The following is a 17,000-nucleotide window of genomic DNA, read 5'->3' as shown; positions in this document are numbered from 1 at the left end:
CGCCCAATTCCTCACCACCACCGCCAGCTGAAACACCGTGTTGCAACGACCCCTGGAAACCACCGCCAGGCGAAAAATCCGATAAGTCGCGGCGCGGAGCGCCCGACTTATCGAAAAAAGGGGCCCCCGAAAGGGCCCCTTTTCGCTAGCTGAAGACCAGGTCAGGCGGCCTGGTTCTGGCGACGCTGGCGCAGCCAGATCAGCGGACCGCTCACCAGGTAGGCCAGGACCACCAGGACGAAGGTCATCCGGAAGTTGACCAGCGCGCCGATCACCGGCAGCACCAGCAGCCACGGCGGGAGCTTCGCCAGCCGGGCGAGCTTCGCGTAGGGGAAGCTCGACACCATGGCCAGGCCGAGCAGCACGACGCCGGCCACCCGCACGACGGAGGGCATCGCCGGGGCGATCAGCGTGCTCAGGGCCAGCACCGCGGCGCACATCGTGGTCGGGACGCCGCAGAAGAAGCGGCCGTCCTTCGGGGAGACGTTGAAGCGGGCCAGGCGGATCGCGGCGGCCGCGGCGACCAGGGCACAGGCCGGGACGAGCAGGGCGGCCGGGGCCGAGCCGTTGAGCCAGGCGTAGACCACCACCGGGGCGGCCAGCCCGAACGAGCACATGTCGGCCAGCGAGTCCATCTGGGCGCCGAACGGGCTCGCCACGCCGAGGCGGCGGGCCAGGAAGCCGTCCAGGCCGTCGAAGATCACGCACGCGATGAGCAGCGCGGCGGCGATCCGCACGTCGCCGTGGTTGACCGCGATGAAGATGGCCGACAGGCCGAGCATGAGGCTGCTCAGGGTGCAGGCGTTGACCAGCGCGAAGCGGATGCGGCGGGCCAGGGTGCGCTCGCCGGGCAGCAGCGGGATGGCCAGCGGGGCCGGCTCCTCGTCCCGGACGGCCGCAGGGCCGGCCGCGGGCGGGCTGACGGGCGCGAGGGACAGCGCCTCGGTGGTCAGATCCCGTGACAGTCCGTCACGACGGCGCATCCGCAGGCGCGGCAGACGAACCCGGCCGGTGCGGGTGTCGGTCTCCACGGGGGGCACGAGCAGCGACGTCGCGCCGGCGACATTGCCCTCACCGCGGCGGCCGACACGTCCGGCGAAGAGCACCTGGCGGGCGAGGGAGCCGCTGCGCCGCAGGCGCCCCGCCCATTGCCGGCCCCCACCGGGACGCGGACTGTCCGTGGTGCGTCGTCGCTGCCAAGGTGCTCTCGGCACTGATCCTCCATGTAGGAACGGGGTTCCCACGGTCGCGTTTCGGGGGTCTTTGCCCCCTGATGTCCGTTTCGCGAGACGGTCTCGCGATCTACACGATCCCATATCAGATCGCCGTTGGCGATGCCCCCGCGGAGGAAACCGCTGTCCGGGGCGAGCCACGGAACTACTCAGTGTAGTTATCTGTTAACCTCTAGTCCATTTTAACGAGATCCGTCACTGCCCGTTGCGGGCAGTGACCCGGCCCACTGTACGACCTCTGTCACTGCCAGGCCGGAGAGCTCCGCGGGGTCGAACCAGGCCGCCTCGGCGGTCGAGCCGCCGGCCGCCTCCGTCACGCTCGGTACGGACGGCTCGGGCACGAGCACCCGGTAGAGCGCCCGGACCGCGTGCCAGTTCATCGGGTACCCCTCCGGGCCCACGACTCCCAGGCTCCGCCGGTGGGTGACCCCGAGCAGCTCGACGATCTCGCCGCGCTGGCCGGTCTCTTCGAACAGCTCGCGCAGCAGCGCGTCGGCCGGCTGCTCGCCGACGTCGGTGCCCCCGCCGGGCAGGTGCCAGCGCCCGGCGCCGGGGAAGCCGGGGGCGATCCGGGTGAGCAGCACGCGGCCGGCCCGGTCGGTGACGAAGCCGTACGCGGCGAACCGCTGGCCCTTGGGCAGCTCCGACTCGACGGCCTCATCGGCAGGAGCCGCGGCCGCGGCGTCCGGGGAGGCGGGCACCAGGGCGAACGTGACGCGGTCCTCGTGCAGCGACGGGGTGACGAGGGCGCCGACGTGCAGTACCCCCGAAACCACCACCGGCAGGCCGGCCTCCTCGCGGAACAGCCGGACCACCGCGGAGGCGGGGTTCTCGCCGTGCCGGATCGGGCCGCCGATCTCCTCGTCCGCCCCCGGCAGGCGCCCGTAGACGGTGATCACCCGTGTCTGCGTCATGCGATCAGCGTAGGCCGACGCCGCGCAGGGCCTCCTCGGTGACCTCGGTCAATGGCAGCTCGTCGAGCTCCTCCGGGTCGAACCAGCGGGCCTCGGCGGTCGAGCCGCCGACGTCGTGGATGACCGGGCGGCTGGAGCGGGCCACGTGAACGCGGTAGAACGCGCGCACGCCGTGCCAGTCGATCGGGTAGCCCTCGGGGCCGAGCTGGGCCGCGTCGCGGTGGCTGGCCACGCCGAGCAGCTCGGTGATCGTGCCCTCCTGGCCGGTCTCCTCGACCAGCTCGCGCACGAGCGCCACGCCGGGCTGCTCGCCGAAGTCGGTGCCACCGCCGGGCAGGTGCCAGCAGCCGCCGCCCGGGTAGCCGTCGGAGATGCGGGTGAGCAGCACGCGGTTGCGCCGATCGGTGCACACGGCATAGGCGGCGAAGCGCTGCGCGCGGTGCAGGCCGTCCGGGCCGGGCACGGCGTAGAAGGAGGGGACCTCGGGCACCCCGTCGGGGCGGATGTCGGCCTCGGCGTCGGGCAGGCCGAGCGCGTCGGCGGTGAACCGGCGCAGCGGCAGGGCCTTGGCCTCGTCCAGGGTCACCCAGCGGGCCAGGTCGGTGGGCTGGCCGACCCGGTCGCGCAGCGCGCCGCCCCGGATGGTGACCTCGTAGATCAGCCGGTCGGTGTGGATGGTGAGCCCCCGCGCCGGCAGCGCGCGCATGTCGGCCAGCACGTCGCGCAGGCCGGCCACGGCGACCGACAGGCCGGTCTCGGCCGCGGTCTCGCGCACGACGGTGTCGACCGGGTGCTCGCCGTGGTCAACGGCGCCGCCGGGCAGCGACCAGGCGCCCGGCGTGCCGGACTTGGCCGAGGCACGGACGAGCAGGAACTTGTCGCCGTCGGTGCAGACGCAGTAGGCCGCGATGCGCCGCAGTGGCTGTAACGCAGGAGTCACGTCGATAAATTGTCCGGCTTTTACCGGCCGCGGCAAGAGTGGAAGCACCTTGAAGGGGGATTCACTCCCATTCAATGGTGCCCGGCGGCTTGGACGTAACGTCCACGACCACGCGGTTGACCTCGCGGACCTCGTTCGTTATCCGGGTCGAAATCTTCGCGATCAGCTCGTGCGGCAGGCGCGACCAGTCGGCGGTCATCGCGTCGTCGCTGGAGACCGGGCGCAGCACGATCGGGTGACCGTAGGTCCGCCCGTCGCCCTGGACCCCGACGCTGCGCACGTCGGCCAGCAGCACCACCGGGAACTGCCAGACGCTGCGGTCCAGCCCGGCCGCGGTGAGCTCCTCGCGGGCGATGAGGTCGGCGGCGCGCAGGATGGCCAGCCGCTCCTCGTCGATCGCCCCGATGATCCGGATCGACAGCCCCGGACCCGGGAACGGGTGGCGCATGACGATCTCCTCGGGCAGGCCGAGGGCGGCGCCGATCTGCCGTACCTCGTCCTTGAACAGCGTCCGCAGCGGCTCGACCAGCGCGAACTGCAGGTCGTCGGGGAGCCCGCCGACGTTGTGGTGGGACTTGATGTTGGCCGTGCCGGTGCCCCCGCCGGACTCGACCACATCCGGGTAGAGGGTGCCCTGCACGAGGTACTCCACGTGCCCCTCGGCGTCGATCTCGCGCGCGGCCGCCTCGAAGGTGCGGATGAACTCGCGCCCGACGATCTTGCGCTTCTGCTCGGGGTCGGTGACCCCGGCCAGCGCGCCGAGGAAGGTGGTGGAGGCGTCGACGACCTTGAGGTTGATCCCGGTCGCGGCGACGTAGTCCTTCTCGACCTGCTCGGCCTCGCCCGCGCGCAGCAGCCCGTGGTCCACGAACACGCAGGTCAGCTGGTCGCCGACGGCCTTGTGGACCAGCGCCGCGGCGACCGCGGAGTCGACGCCGCCGGACAGCCCGCAGATCACCCGCTTGTCGCCGACCCGGGCCCGGATGGCCTCGACCTGCTCCTCGATGATGTTGTTCGAGGTCCAGGTGGGCTCGATGCCGGCGATGTCGTAGAGGAACCGGCGCAACACCTCCTGGCCGTGCGGGGTGTGCGCCACCTCGGGGTGGAACTGCACGCCGGCCAGGCGGCGATCGGTGTCCTCGAAGGCGGCCACCGGCGCGCCCGGCGAGCCGGCCGTGACCGTGAAGCCGGCCGGCGCGGCGGTCACGCAGTCGCCGTGGCTCATCCACACCGACTGCTCCCCCGGCAGGTCGCGCAGCAGCACGCCGCCGCCGGACGCGACCGTCAGCTGGGTGCCGCCGAACTCGCGCACGCCGGTGTGGGCGGCCTCGCCGCGCAGGGCCACGGCCATCGCCTGGAAGCCGTAGCAGATGCCGAAGACCGGCACCCCGGCCTCGAACAGGGCCGGGTCGACCTGCGGCGCGCCCTCCTCGTAGACCGACGACGGCCCGCCGGAGAGGATGATCGCGGATGGCCCCTTGGCCAGCATGTCCGCCACCGGCATCGAGCTCGGCACGATCTCCGAGTAGACGTGGGCCTCGCGCACCCGGCGCGCGATGAGCTGCGCGTATTGGGCGCCGAAGTCGACGACGAGAACCGGCGGCGGCGTGGTCATGTGGAAAAGCCTAGTCGGAGTGCGGCCGAAGCCTGCGCCGGGACCGCCGGACGTGACGGAGCTATCGGCGCCACCGGCGCGTAGGGCGCACCCAGCTCCGGGCGCAGGTCGGCCTCGCCCTTGTTCGGCCACATCGACATCGCCCGCTCGGCCTGGGCGGTGATCGTCAGCGAGGGGTTCACCCCCAGGTTGGCCGAGACGGCGGCGCCGTCGACCACGTGCAGCCCCGGGTGGCCGTAGACGCGGTGGTACGGATCGACGACCCCGGTCGCCGCGGAGTCCCCGATGGTCGCGCCGCCCAGGATGTGCGCGGTCAGCGGGATGTTGAACACCTCCGACCAGCTGCCGCCGGGCAGCCCGCCGATCTCCTCGGCCAGCAGGCGGACCGCCTCGTTGCCGGCCGGGATCCACGCCGGGTTGGGCTCGCCGTGGCCCTGGGTGGTGGTCAGGCGCCGCCGGCCGGTCCAGCCCCGCCGGTAGTGCACGTCGAGCGAGTTGTCCAGCGACTGCATGACCAGCGCGATCACCGTCTTGTGCGACCAGCGGTGCACCGAGAGGACCCGCAGGTGCCGGATCGGGTGGCGGAAGAAGGCGCCGAACCAGCGCAGCGGGCGCCACGGGCCGCCGTCGGTGAGCACGGTCTGCAGCAGGCCCATCGCGTTGGAGCCGGGGCCGTAGCGGACCGGCTCGATGTGGGTGTTGGCGTCCGGGTGGAACGAGCTGGTGATGGCCACGCCGTCGGTGAAGTCGGCGCCCTTGCGAAGCGTTCGGGCCCCGACGATGGACTCGGAGTTGGTCCGGGTGAGCGTGCCCAGCCGCCGGGACAGGTGCGGCAGCACGCCGTCGGCCTGCATCCGCAGCAGCAGCCGCTGCGTGCCCAGGGCCCCGGCGGCGAAGACGACCTGGCCGGCCTCGAAGGTCCGGCGCCGGCCGCGGCGGCCGGTGCCGCGGGTGTGCACCGTGTAGCCGCCGTCCGGCGAACCCGGGACCGCCGGGCGGACCTCGGTGGCCGTGGTCAGCGGGAACACCTCGGCGCCCATTCGCTCGGCGAGGTACAGATAGTTCTTGACCAGGGTGTTCTTGGCCCCGACGCGACACCCGGTCATACAGCTGCCGCAGTGCTCGCAGCTCTGGCGCTGCGGGCCGGCCCCGCCGAAGTAGGGGTCGACGCCGGAGCGGCCGAAGTAGACCCCGACCGGGGTGGCGTGGAAGCTCTCGCCGACCCCCATCCGCTGCGCGACCTTGCGAAACGCCTTGTCGGCGCTCGTGGTGCGGGCGTAGGTGGCCACCCCGAGCATCCGCTCGGCCTGGTCGTAGAACGGCTCGAGCTCGGCCCGCCAGTCGGTGATGTCCCGCCACTGCGGGTCGTCGTAGAAGGGCTGGAGCGGGCGGTACAGCGTGTTGGCGTACACCAGCGAGCCGCCCCCGACGCCGGCCCCGGCCAGCACGAGCACGTTGCGCAGCATGGTGATCCGCTGGATGCCGTAGCAGCCGAGCGCCGGGGCCCACAGGAACCGCCGGGCGTCCCAGGAGGTCTTCGGGAACTCGTCGTCGGCGAAGCGCCGCCCGGCCTCGAGGACCGCGACCGAGTACCCCTTCTCGGCCAGGCGCAACGCGGTCACGCTGCCGCCGAAGCCGGAGCCGATCACCACAACGTCGTAGCGCATGCCTCATAGTGACTCACGAGTAACTTAGGTGGAAGACCCTTCGGTTTCGGCCCCGGATTACGGCAGACTGGTCAACTATGGCGAGACTTCCCGGCGGGCTGACCGTTTGGCGTGGTCGCCGGCTGCTGGGGACCCCGGCCCCGCCGTCGCCACCCGCGCTGCCCTCGGTCGATGCGGCCCACCACGCCGCCGTGCACTCGGTCGTCCTCGACGCGGTGAAGTTCGCCGATGTCCAGCCGCCGCCTTCGGTACATCTCGGCGGCCCCGCCACCGTCAGCACCACGGCCGGCGTGCTCGTCATCGGGCTCCCGCTGGTGTGGGGGCTCTCGGCCGACGAGCTGCGGATGCTGCTCGCCCACGAGCTGGCGCAGCCCGCCTCCCGCCACCCCGACCTGGTCCGCGGCCTGCTCGAGGCGCGGAGGCGCACCCCCGGGTCGGACAAGGCGGCCGTCCGGCACGCCCGGCTGCTGGCCGCCACCGAGACGCTGCTGGGCGAGGCCGAGCAGGTCCGCGACGCGGCGGCGGTGACCGCGGCCGGCGGCGGGCTCTCCGCGGTGGAGGACGCGGCCCGGGCGCTGCTCAAGGCGGCCGCGATCGAGGCCGCGTTCGCCACCTTCGCCGCGGCCCCGCTGGCCTCGGGCACGATGTCGCCGCACGCGACCGGCTCGCTGCCGGTCACCGGCCCGATCCGGGCCGAGGACCTGCACGAGGGCTGGCGGCTGCGGCTGGCCCGCTGGGGCGCCCCGGCCGCGGACGTCGCCACCCTGCAGGCGGACCTGGCCGCGCGCCACCCGGGGCTGGCCGGGGAACTGCAGTCGCCGGTCGACGGGCCGCTGGTGCGCCTCGACCCTCACGCGGCCGCCCTGGACGAGCTGGGGCCGGCGGCCCTGCGGGCGCTGGCCGCCGAGGCGCTGCCGGACGGGCCCGCCGGCGAGCCCTGGGTGCGCCTCGCCGACCTGCCCGTCGAGGCCTACCTGCCCGACGTCGAGCGGCGGGCGCGGCAGTACGTCGAGGCGGTCACCGCCGTCCTGGGCCGCGCGCCGGACACCCGGGGCGAGCTCGCCGGCACCCTGCTGCGCCGCCCCGTCGACGTGGAGCGGGCCCGGCGAGGACTGCCGCCCGACGGCGAGGAGGACGCCGCCGCGCCGCCCTGGATGGGGGCCGCGCTGCTGGCGGTGGTCGTGGAGTACACCTTGCTGCGCAAAGGCTGGAAGCGCGAGCATCCGCTGCTGCCGCGCCGGTTGGCCGCCCCGGGCGGTGCCGGGCAGGTCCTCGACCTCAACGAGCTGGTCCGCAGCGACCCGGGGTCCCTGCGCGAGTATCTCGGCTAGCGCGCGCTAGAGCAGCAGCGTGGGCGTCGCGGCCAGCTCCATCGGGTGCACCACGAGGTAGCCGTTGGGCGAGCGCTGCTCGACGACGCCGGCGGCCAGCTGGTTGGCGCCGTTGCCGTCGAAGCGCACCCCGTTCCACGGCATGATCGTCTGCGTCGCCGGGATGTTCACGGCCTGCACCGCGTTGCGCACCGACGTCTTGGTGTAGTCGACCGCCTGGTCCATGCCCAGGGCCAGGACCAGGGTGGCCATGAACGCGTCGGCCGCCACCTCGGTCAGGTTGGTGTGGTACGCCTGCTCGTACATCGAGCCGATGACCTGGGCGATCGGGTTGCGCGCGGCGAACTCGTTGGACCAGCCGGCGGCCCGCAGCACGGCCGGGTTCTTCACCCCGTCCAGCGCCGACACGGCCGGGCCGAGCGCGATCACCGGCGCGGTGCCCTTGAGCTTCACCGCGAGCTCGTTGGCCGCGGCCGCCTCGGCCGGGCTGGTCACGACGGCCAGCACCGCGTCGCCCTTGCTCACCTGGTTGGCGGACGGGTTGGGCGTGGCCAGCGACACGACCTGGTCCTTGCCGGCCGCCTCGTAGCCGGCGGCGAGGCTCAGGTCCTGGATGGAGTTCTTCAGGCTCGCCACCTCGTCGCCCAGCGCGCCCGTGGGGGCACCCGCGGCCGTGACGATGCGGCGGTACTGCGAGGTCTCCTTCTGCCGGTACAGCAGGTCGAGCGCCGTGGTGACCTCGCGCTGGTCGCTCGGCTGGATGCGGAAGTGCCCCGTGCGGTTGAGCTCGCCGAAGGTGTCCGAGGTGCTCAGCGCGTCGACCAGGGGCACGCCGAGCAGGTCGGTGACCCGGCCGGTGGACAGCGCGACGTCGATCGTGTCGGCCACGATGAGCCCGACCGCGCCGTTCTCGACCAGGCGGGTGGTCTCCTTCTCGACCTTCTCCGGCGCGCTCTCGGTGTTGCCGGGGATGAGCGTCAGCTTGGTGCCGTTGCGCAGGCCGGCGCCGGGGCCGAGCGGCAGGGGCAGCGGCTGGGCCGGCACGTCCCGGTTGACCAGCTCGATCGCGAGCTTCGCGCCCAGCGTCGCCTGCTGGCCGATCTGCGCGTTGGGGCCGCTGCTGGGCACCAGCAGGCCGATCGCGACGGTGGCGGGCGCGGTGGTCGCCGGCTTCGAATCTGTGGTGCACGCCGACATGAGTAAGGCCGACATCAGCGCCACGGCGGTCACTGCAGGCCGGAGGCCCCGGGTGAGCACGGCGAATGACTCCTTGTGGCGTGCGGGAGGTCGGACGGCCGTATCCTTCCTCTCTGATCTATGCGTAGCAAGCCCGCTGTCCGGCTTCGAGTAATGTGACCTGTGCCACTATGACGTGGTTGGACACACGTCGCATCCCTGGTTTGATAAGGGCCGCACGCTGCCAGACCCTGTCTAGGCAGCGCGATGACGCATGCGAAAGGTGTGAGGGTGCAGACCTTCGCTTCGCCGCCTTCCACGAGGGCTCCCGCCGTCGTGATGAAGGTGAACAGCCATCGCCGCAGGCGGCCGGGGGAGCCGCAGCGGCGCAGCGCATCCCTGTTCCGGGTGCGCGACTGGCGTGTGCCCACGAAGCTGGCGGCCGTTCTGGTGCTGCCCGCCGTCGCCTTCCTGGTCATCGCCGGCGTGCAGATCAACCTTTCCGTGCAGGACGCGACGAAGCTGGATCAGTTCGCCCAAGGGGTCAAGGTCGGCCGCCAACTGACCGATCTCATCCACCAGTTGCAGGTGGAAAGGGACCGAACGGCCGGAGTTCTCGCCAAGTCGACCACCACGCCGGCGCCGCCCGGGCAGAATTCGGCCGCCGATGAGCTCGCGGCCAGCTACGCCGCGACCGACGCGGCCCTGCAGGCCTTCTCCACCCAGGCCCGGCCGCTGCTGCGCAACCCGCTCTTCAGCCAGACCCAGAGCCACATCAACGCCGACTTCCAGGACCTCGCGCTGGTCCGGGCCGGGGTCAAGTCCCGCTGGCTGCGCGAGGAGGCGGTGTTCCAGCAGTACTCCGTCACCATCCAGCACCTGTTCGACCTGGTGCCGGACCGCCCCGACATCGGCGGCGACTCCCAGTCGGTGGCCGAGGTCTCCTCGCTGATGGACCTCGCGCAGTCCAAGGAGCTCAAAGACCAGCTGCGCGGGCGGATCTTCGCCGCGGCCAGCGCCGGCAAGTTCGCCCCGGACGACTTCGAGACGTTCTCGGAGATCCAGGCCCGGCAGGTGGCCGCCGTGGAGCGCTTCCGCTCCTCGGCGAGCCCCCGGCACCTGGCCCTCTACGACCGCAACCTGCGCCAGCCGGCCGTCTCCACCGTCGCCCGCCTGCAGCAGGACGTCATCTCCCGGTCCCGGGGCGCCGCCGTCGGCGTCTCCGCCGAGGACTGGTGGCGGGCCAGCACCCAGGAGCTGGACTACCTGCGCAGCATCGAGAAGGAGATGCTGGAGGACGCCATCAAGGGCGCCGGGGACCGCAGCGCCACCCAGCGCACCAACGCGATCCTCGCCACCTCGGCGATCGTGCTGGTCATGCTGCTGGCCCTGCTGCTGTCCTGGCTCATCGGCCGGTCGATGGCCCGCTCGCTGCGCCAGCTGCGGGCCCAGGCGCTCGACGTGGCCCAGCACCGCCTGCCCGAGGCGATCCAGCGGCTGCGGACGCTGCCGCGCGGCGAGACGGTCACCGTCGACACCACCACCCGCGTGCGCTCCTCCGACGAGATCGGCGAGGTGGCGGACGCGTTCACCGCCGTGCACCGCTCCGCGGTCAGCCTGGCCGTCGAGCAGGCGGTCATGCGGCGCAACGTCAACTCGATGTTCGTCAACCTGGCCCGCCGGTCGCAGACGCTGGTCGAGCGCCAGCTGCAGCTGCTGGACCAGCTGGAGTCGGCCGAGACCGACCCGGACCAGCTGGCCAACCTGTTCCGGCTGGACCACCTGGCCACCCGCATGCGCCGCAACGACGAGAACCTCCTGGTCCTCGCCGGCAGCGAGGCGACCCGGCGGTGGGCCCAGCCGGTGTCGCTGTCGGCCGTGATGCTGGCGGCGATGGCGGAGATCGAGCAGTACGCCCGCATCCGCCACGACGTGTCCAACGACATCTACGTCGTCGGCCACGCCGTCTCCGACATCGTGCACCTCTTCGCCGAGCTGCTGGAGAACGCGACGACGTTCTCCCCGCCGGACACCGTGGTGACGGTGACCGGCTGGCCCGCCCAGGGCGCCCGCGAGGCGACGATCGTCATCGAGGACAAGGGCATCGGCATGACCGAGTCCGGCCTCATCGAGGCGAACGAGCGCGTCTCCAGCCCGATCGCCATCGACGTGGCCGCCTCCGAGCGGATGGGCCTGGTCGTGGTCGGCCACCTCGCCGACCGGCACGGCGTCTCGGTCCGGCTCACCGCCACCGACGACGGCGTGACCGCGTACGTCACGCTCCCCGCCCGGCTGCTGGCCAGCCCGCCGGAGGGCACGGGGCTGTACGGCAACGCGCCCAACCGGCTCGCCGGCGCGGCCCGGCTGCCGATCCCGGTCGACGGCGGCACCTCGCAGGCGCCGGCCGGGGCCGAGCAGGCCGACTCACCGACCGCGGTGCTGCCGGCGCTGCCCGGCCGCCCGCCTTCCGCCGATGTGGAAGACGCCGAGGTCGTCGAGGATGCTTCGGCGGACGGTTCGGACATTGCGGATGCTGCCGCGCCACCGCTCCCGGCCGTTGTGGGGCAGATCGCGACGGTGTCGGAGGCCCCCGTGTCGGCCGCCCCGGTGTCCGCCGCGCCAGTCTCGGCCGCACCGGTATCGGAGGCCCCTGTGTCGGCCGCTCCGGTGTCCGCCGCGCCCGTTTCGGCGGCCCCGGTTTCAGCGGCGCCCATGTCGGCCGCGCCCGCTTCCGAGTCTCCGGCACCCGCGTCGACGGCGCCGGCCAACCGCTCGACCAACGGCGGCCCCGCGGCCGTCGCTCGGCGCGGTCCCAGCCGCGCCGAGGACATCCTGGGCGCCGCCGCGCGGGGCAACTCCGCGCCGGCGGCGAAGGGCACCCGCTGGTGGTCCCGCGGTGGGGGCGACGCGCCCGCCCCGGCCCCGGCGATCCCGGCGCAGCGCGAGCCGGTCACCGCCGGCACCAGCAGCGCCGGGCTGCCCATCCGCGTCCCGCTTGCCCAGCTGCCGGGCGACCCGACGGGCCAGGTGCCCGCCGAGCCCGAGCCGACCCAGCCGATCACGGTCGGACACACCGAGCCGGACCCGGCCAGCGTGGGCAGCATGCTCACCCGGTTCTACAGTGGCGTGCACCGGGCCGCGAACGAGGACGAGGTGCCCACGGTGCCGATCAACGAACATCGAGGGAGCACGGCGTGAGCCTGAGCCAACAAGCACGGGACCTGAGCTGGCTGATCAACGCGTTCACCGAGCGGGTGCCCGGCATCGCCCACGCGGTGGTGGTGTCTTCCGACGGCCTCCTGGTGGCCGTCTCCGACCACCTGCCCCGCGACAGCGCCGACCAGCTGGCCGCCGTCACGTCCGGCCTGGTCTCGGTCACCAGCGGCGCCGCGCGGATCTTCGACGGCGACGAGGTCAAGCAGACCGTGGTCGAGATGGGCCAGGGCTTCTTCCTGGTCATGTCGATCCGGGACGGCTCGATCCTGGCCACGCTGGCCGGCCGCGAGGCGGACATCGGCGTGGTCGGCTACGAGATGGCCCGCCTGGCCAAGCAGGCCGGCGAGATGCTGACCCCGGCGCTTCGGGCCGAGCTGCAGCAGGCGCTGCCCCGCTGATCGGGCGCCGCTCGCCTCGGGGCCGGGTCCTGCGCCCGGCCCCCGCTTCCGGCAACCCAACGCCGCTTCGCCGGGTTTCCCACGGTCAATCGGATTTATACCCCGTCAGGTTATATGTCCGAAAAGTCGCGGCACGCAGTGCCCGACTTTTCGTCCAAAGAACCCCAGCAACACGAAGGCGGCCCAGGTCGGTCGACCCGGGCCGCCTCTCGAGGACGTTCTACTTGTCGAGGATCAGGCCGACCTTCTGGAATTCCTTCAGGTCGCGGTACCCGCACTTGGCCATCGCCCGCCGCAGCCCGCCGAAGAGGTTCAGCGCGCCGTCGGGGTCCTCGGAAGGGCCGTAGAGCACCTTCTCCAGGCTGCCCAGCGTCGGCTCGGCCGAGCCGAAGGAGCCGCGGGGCAGCTTCGGGTGACTCGCGGCCGAGTGCCACCAGGCGCCGCCGGCCGGGGCGGTCTCGCTGCGCGAGAGCGGCTCGCCGACCATCACCGCGTCGGCGCCGCAGCCCAGCGCCTTGGCGATGTCGCCCGAGGTCTGGATGTTGCCGTCGGCGATGATGTGGACGTACCGCCCGCCGGTCTCGTCCAGGTAGTCGCGCCGGGCGTCGGCGGCGTCGGCGATCGCGGTCGCCATCGGCACCCGGATGCCGAGCACGCGGTCGGTGGTCGACCACTCGTCGGCCCCGATGCCGACGATGACGCCGGCCGCGCCGGTGCGCATGAGGTGCAGCGCGGTCTGGTAGTTGGTGCAGCCGCCGACGATGACCGGCAGGTCGAGGTCGGCGATGAACTCCTTGAGGTTGAGCGGCTCGTCGGTGGTCGAGACGTGCTCGGCCGACACCAGCGTGCCCTGGATGACCAGCAGGTCCACGCCGGCGTCGAGGATCACCGGGGCCAGCGCGAGCGTGTGCTGCGGCGACACCCGCACGGCGACCGTGACGCCGCCGTCGCGGATCTCCTTGACCCGCTCGACGATCAGCTCCGGCTTGATCGGCTCGGCGTAGACCTCCTGCAGCCGCTGGGTGGCCGGCGCCTCGTCGTCGAGGTCGGACAGCTCCTCCAGGATCTTGGTCGGATCGGCGTACCGCGTCCAAAGCCCCTCGACGTTGAGCACGCCGAGCCCGCCGAGCTTGCCGAGCGCGACGGCGGTGGCGGGGCTCATCGTGGCGTCGGACGGGTGTGCCACGCAGGGGATCTTGAACGGATACGCGTCGAGCTGCCAGTTCGTCGACACGTCGTCGACATCCCGGGTGCGGCGCGTCGGAACGATCGCGATGTCGTCCAGGTGGTAGCCACGCCGGGCGCTCTTGCTGAGCCCGATCTCGACCACGTCACGCATGTCGGCTCCTGTTGGATTCGGGGTGTACGTCCACTCCGCTACCGCGAGTGGTAGTTCGGCGCCTCGACGGTCATCTGGATGTCGTGCGGGTGGCTCTCCTTGAGCCCGGCCGCGGTGATCCGGATGAGCCGCGCACGCTCGTGCATCTCGGCGATCGTGGGCGCGCCGACGTAGCCCATGCCGGAGCGCACTCCGCCGATGAGCTGCTGGGCGACCGCGGCGAGGGGGCCGCGGTAGGCGACCTGGCCCTCGATGCCCTCGGGGACGAGCTTGTCGTCGGAGTTCACGTCGTCCTGGAAGTAGCGGTCCTTGGAGTAGGAACGCGCCTGGCCACGGGACTGCATGGCGCCGAGGGAGCCCATGCCGCGGTACGTCTTGAACTGCTTGCCGTTGATGAAGATCAGGTCGCCGGGGCTCTCCTCGCAGCCGGCGAGCAGGCTGCCCAGCATCACGGTGTCGGCGCCGGCCGCGATGCCCTTGGCGATGTCGCCGGAGTACTGCACGCCACCGTCCGCGATCACCGGCACGCCGAGCGGACGGCAGGCGCGGGCGGCCTCCATGATCGCGGTGATCTGCGGCACGCCGACGCCGGCGATGACGCGGGTGGTGCAGATCGAGCCCGGGCCCACGCCGACCTTGACCGCGTCGGCGCCGGCCTCGGCGAGCGACCTGGCGCCCTCGTAGGTGGCCACGTTGCCGCCGACCACGTCGACCGAGGTCTCCTTCTTCAGCCGCTGGACCATCTCCACGACCTGGCGGTTGTGCCCGTGGGCGGTGTCCACCATGACGATGTCGAGCCCGGCGTCGATCAGCGTGCGGGCCCGCTTGTAGGAGTCCTCGCCAACACCCACGGCGGCGGCGACCCGCAGCCGGCCGGCCTCGTCCTTGGTCGCGTGCGGGAACTTCTCGCTCTTGGAGAAGTCCTTCACGGTGATCAGGCCGCGCAGCTTGCCGCTCTCGTCGACGATCGGCAGCTTCTCCACCTTGTGCTGGCGCAGCAGGGCGAGGGCCTCGTCCTTGCTCACCCCGACGCGGGCGGTGATCAGCGGGGCCGAGGTCATGATGTCGCGGACCCGGGTGTTGGGGTCGGACACGAAGCGCATGTCCCGGTTGGTGACGATGCCGACCAGCTGGCCGTCCGCGTCGGTGACCGGCACGCCGGAGATGCGGTACCGCCCGCACAGCGTGTCGACGTCGCCCAGCGTGTCGTCGGGCGAGCAGGTGACCGGGTTGGTGACCATGCCGGCCTCGGAGCGCTTGACCATGTCGACCTGCTGCGCCTGGTCGTCGATCGACAGGTTGCGGTGCAGGGTGCCGATGCCGCCCTGCCGGGCCATGGCGATCGCCATCCGAGCCTCGGTCACCGTGTCCATCGCGCTGGACACCAGCGGCATTCGCAGCGTGATGTTGCGGGTGATACGGCTGGAGGTGTCCACAGCGCTGGGCACCACGTCCGATTCGCCCGGAAGCAGCAACACGTCGTCGAAGGTCAGGCCCAAAGGCAGCACGTCAGGTCGGGAGAAGTCCATGAAGCGCATCCCAGTTCTCGGTCGTCCGGCGGGTGCGTCTCATCGTACTTCCGCCCCGGCGCCACACCCGTCCGCCATGGCAGAGCCGTGCCCGGGCCCACACCGAGGCCGAATAGGGCTACCGTTGAGGCGTGCACGAAGAGCCCATCGACCCGTTCGCCGGTGACCCGGCCGACCCTTCGGCCGAGCTCAGCGAAAACGGGGCCGACGACCCGTTGACCGCCGCCGAGCGCCAGGACGTTCTCGAGGACCTTGCCGACCTCGAGATCTACCAGGCGCTGCTCACGGCGATCGGCGTGCGCGGGCTCGTCATCGAGTGCGAGGACTGCCACGAGCCGCACTACTTCGACTGGGACCTGCTACGGGGCAACCTGAAGCACCTGCTGACGTCCGGCCGGCCGCGCGTGCACGAGCCCGCCTTCGACCCCGACCCTGACCATTACGTCACATGGGAGTACGCGCGGGGTTACGCTGACGGGGTTCACGACGCACTGGCGAGTGCGACGGACGACAACGAAGGCTGACCTGAACAGGCGGCCGTTTAGGTTTGTCGCGCGGCGGGTACCGCTGCGGCATGCCTTGGACGGCCTGCCCGGATCGGCCTCTGCCCTTCTGCGCCGCGCACCCGATGGAGCGCGCGGGCGCTGACCCGTTCGCGCCCTTCGGCGCGGTCGCGGGGGCGGACGCCGTGGGCCCGGTCCGGGCCCCAGGCATCAACTTAGTGACGCGGGACAACGCGCGGGGCCATTCGGTCAGCCCCTGCCGCTCGCGCGCGCGAGGCGTCAGCTCACGAGGCCGGCACGGAACGCCGCCGCTACGGCGTGCGCCCGGTCACGCGCACCCAGCTTCCGGAACAGCCGGCGAGCGTGCGTCTTGACCGTGTCCTCGGAAACGAACAACTCGCGCCCGATCTCGGCGTTGCTCTTGCCGTCCGCCATGCCCCGCAGCACCTGCAGCTCCCGCTCGGTGAGCTCGACCCGCCGGCGGGGCGGCTCGCCCAGCCCGTCGCCGCGCTGCTGCGGCACCCCGGCGCCCGCGATGCGGGCCCCCGGCACGCCGACCGCTGTCCTCGCGGCGCCCGGCAGCCCGCGGGCGGCCTGCAGCGCGTTGCCGGCGGCCTGGGTCTGCGCGCCAACGCGGGCCTGGAGCACCGGGTCGCCGTTGTTGCGGCCGACCTGGCTCAGCACCAGCAGCACCGCCTTCGCGAGGGTCGTCACCGGGTCGGCCGTGTCGACGCGGATGACCGCGCGGGCGCCGGCGGCGATCGCCGCGGCGGCGGCCCGGGGGTCCTCCGTGCCGAAGAAGACCACCGTCGCGGTCGGCGACACGGCCAGCACGCGCCGGGAGAACTCCGCACTGTCGGGGCGGGACAGCGCCGGGTCCGCCAGCACCAGGTCGGCCGGCTGCTCGCTGAGTCGCGCCAGGGCCTCGACCATCGTGACGGCGGTCCGCACCGCGTGTGCCACTCCGAGTCTGGCCGCGGCTGCGGCGACCGTCTGTGCCGCGACCTGTGTTCGCACACACACCAAAATCGTACGCACCGTCGTGCTCCTCTCTCTCAAAGAGAGAAACACGAAATCGCTAGATCTAGACGTGGTTTCGCCGCGATTGGCCTACGAGAAATTGATCGACGACATGCCGTT

General features: G+C 72.4%; 13 protein-coding genes. 4 read left to right on the top strand and 9 right to left on the bottom strand.

Going from position 1 to position 17,000, the window contains the following annotated elements:
* Positions 1–161: 161 nt before the first annotated feature.
* The 5 genes from ABD352_RS31030 to ABD352_RS31010 form a co-directional block, all read right to left on the bottom strand.
* Entirely contained in the window at positions 162–1,136 is a 975-nt protein-coding gene (locus ABD352_RS31030) for a CDP-alcohol phosphatidyltransferase family protein (RefSeq protein WP_344616055.1), read from the bottom strand.
* Positions 1,137–1,414: 278 nt separating this feature from the next.
* Entirely contained in the window at positions 1,415–2,146 is a 732-nt protein-coding gene (locus ABD352_RS57770) for an NUDIX hydrolase (protein ID WP_425553702.1), read from the bottom strand.
* A gap of 4 nt (positions 2,147–2,150) precedes the next feature.
* Positions 2,151–3,086 carry an NUDIX domain-containing protein gene (locus ABD352_RS31020; protein WP_344616047.1) on the bottom strand — a complete coding sequence of 312 codons (936 nt, stop codon included), beginning with the start codon at positions 3,084–3,086 and terminating at the stop codon, positions 2,151–2,153.
* Between the two features lie 61 nt (positions 3,087–3,147).
* A complete protein-coding gene (gene guaA / locus ABD352_RS31015; protein WP_344616046.1) occupies positions 3,148–4,701 on the bottom strand; it encodes a glutamine-hydrolyzing GMP synthase in 1,554 nt (517 codons plus the stop codon).
* Positions 4,698–6,368, bottom strand: coding sequence for an FAD-dependent oxidoreductase (locus ABD352_RS31010; protein ID WP_344616045.1), 1,671 nt, complete (start codon positions 6,366–6,368; stop codon positions 4,698–4,700). Before ABD352_RS31010 ends, guaA begins: the two co-directional genes overlap by 4 nt.
* Positions 6,369–6,445: 77 nt before the next feature.
* Between ABD352_RS31010 and ABD352_RS31005 the strand changes: the two genes are divergently transcribed.
* Positions 6,446–7,699 carry a M48 family metalloprotease gene (locus ABD352_RS31005; RefSeq protein ID WP_344616044.1) on the top strand — a complete coding sequence of 418 codons (1,254 nt, stop codon included), beginning with the start codon at positions 6,446–6,448 and terminating at the stop codon, positions 7,697–7,699.
* A 6-nt stretch (positions 7,700–7,705) separates the two neighbouring features.
* On the opposite strand, the gene ABD352_RS31000 is transcribed toward ABD352_RS31005, so the two are convergent.
* Positions 7,706–8,911: an ABC transporter substrate-binding protein gene (locus ABD352_RS31000; RefSeq protein WP_344616043.1), complete on the bottom strand. Its 1,206-nt coding sequence runs from the start codon at positions 8,909–8,911 to the stop codon at positions 7,706–7,708.
* Positions 8,912–9,166: 255 nt separating this feature from the next.
* Between ABD352_RS31000 and ABD352_RS30995 the strand changes: the two genes are divergently transcribed.
* Positions 9,167–12,073 carry a sensor histidine kinase gene (locus tag ABD352_RS30995; RefSeq protein ID WP_344616042.1) on the top strand — a complete coding sequence of 969 codons (2,907 nt, stop codon included), beginning with the start codon at positions 9,167–9,169 and terminating at the stop codon, positions 12,071–12,073.
* 2 nt (positions 12,074–12,075) lie between these two features.
* The gene (locus ABD352_RS30990) at positions 12,076–12,489 is read left to right on the top strand and encodes a roadblock/LC7 domain-containing protein (protein WP_344616054.1); all 414 of its coding nucleotides are present in this window, start codon (positions 12,076–12,078) and stop codon (positions 12,487–12,489) included.
* A gap of 220 nt (positions 12,490–12,709) precedes the next feature.
* Here ABD352_RS30990 and ABD352_RS30985 read toward each other — a convergent pair whose 3' ends face one another.
* Both ABD352_RS30985 and guaB read right to left on the bottom strand, forming a co-directional pair.
* The gene (locus ABD352_RS30985) at positions 12,710–13,828 is read right to left on the bottom strand and encodes a GuaB3 family IMP dehydrogenase-related protein (protein ID WP_344616041.1); all 1,119 of its coding nucleotides are present in this window, start codon (positions 13,826–13,828) and stop codon (positions 12,710–12,712) included.
* 38 nt (positions 13,829–13,866) lie between these two features.
* Positions 13,867–15,357, bottom strand: coding sequence for an IMP dehydrogenase (gene guaB / locus ABD352_RS30980; protein ID WP_344616040.1), 1,491 nt, complete (start codon positions 15,355–15,357; stop codon positions 13,867–13,869).
* A gap of 131 nt (positions 15,358–15,488) precedes the next feature.
* Here guaB and ABD352_RS30975 point away from each other — a divergent pair, with 131 nt between their 5' ends.
* Positions 15,489–15,881 carry a DUF5319 domain-containing protein gene (locus ABD352_RS30975; protein ID WP_344616039.1) on the top strand — a complete coding sequence of 131 codons (393 nt, stop codon included), beginning with the start codon at positions 15,489–15,491 and terminating at the stop codon, positions 15,879–15,881.
* 258 nt (positions 15,882–16,139) lie between these two features.
* On the opposite strand, the gene ABD352_RS30970 is transcribed toward ABD352_RS30975, so the two are convergent.
* Entirely contained in the window at positions 16,140–16,898 is a 759-nt protein-coding gene (locus ABD352_RS30970) for a helix-turn-helix transcriptional regulator (protein ID WP_344616038.1), read from the bottom strand.
* Positions 16,899–17,000 lie beyond the last annotated feature (102 nt).

Source organism: Dactylosporangium salmoneum (genome assembly GCF_039532525.1).
Taxonomy (GTDB): domain Bacteria; phylum Actinomycetota; class Actinomycetes; order Mycobacteriales; family Micromonosporaceae; genus Dactylosporangium; species Dactylosporangium salmoneum.
The sequence above is the reverse complement of the archived record's forward strand: the minus strand, read 5'-3'. Positions and strand labels throughout refer to the sequence as shown.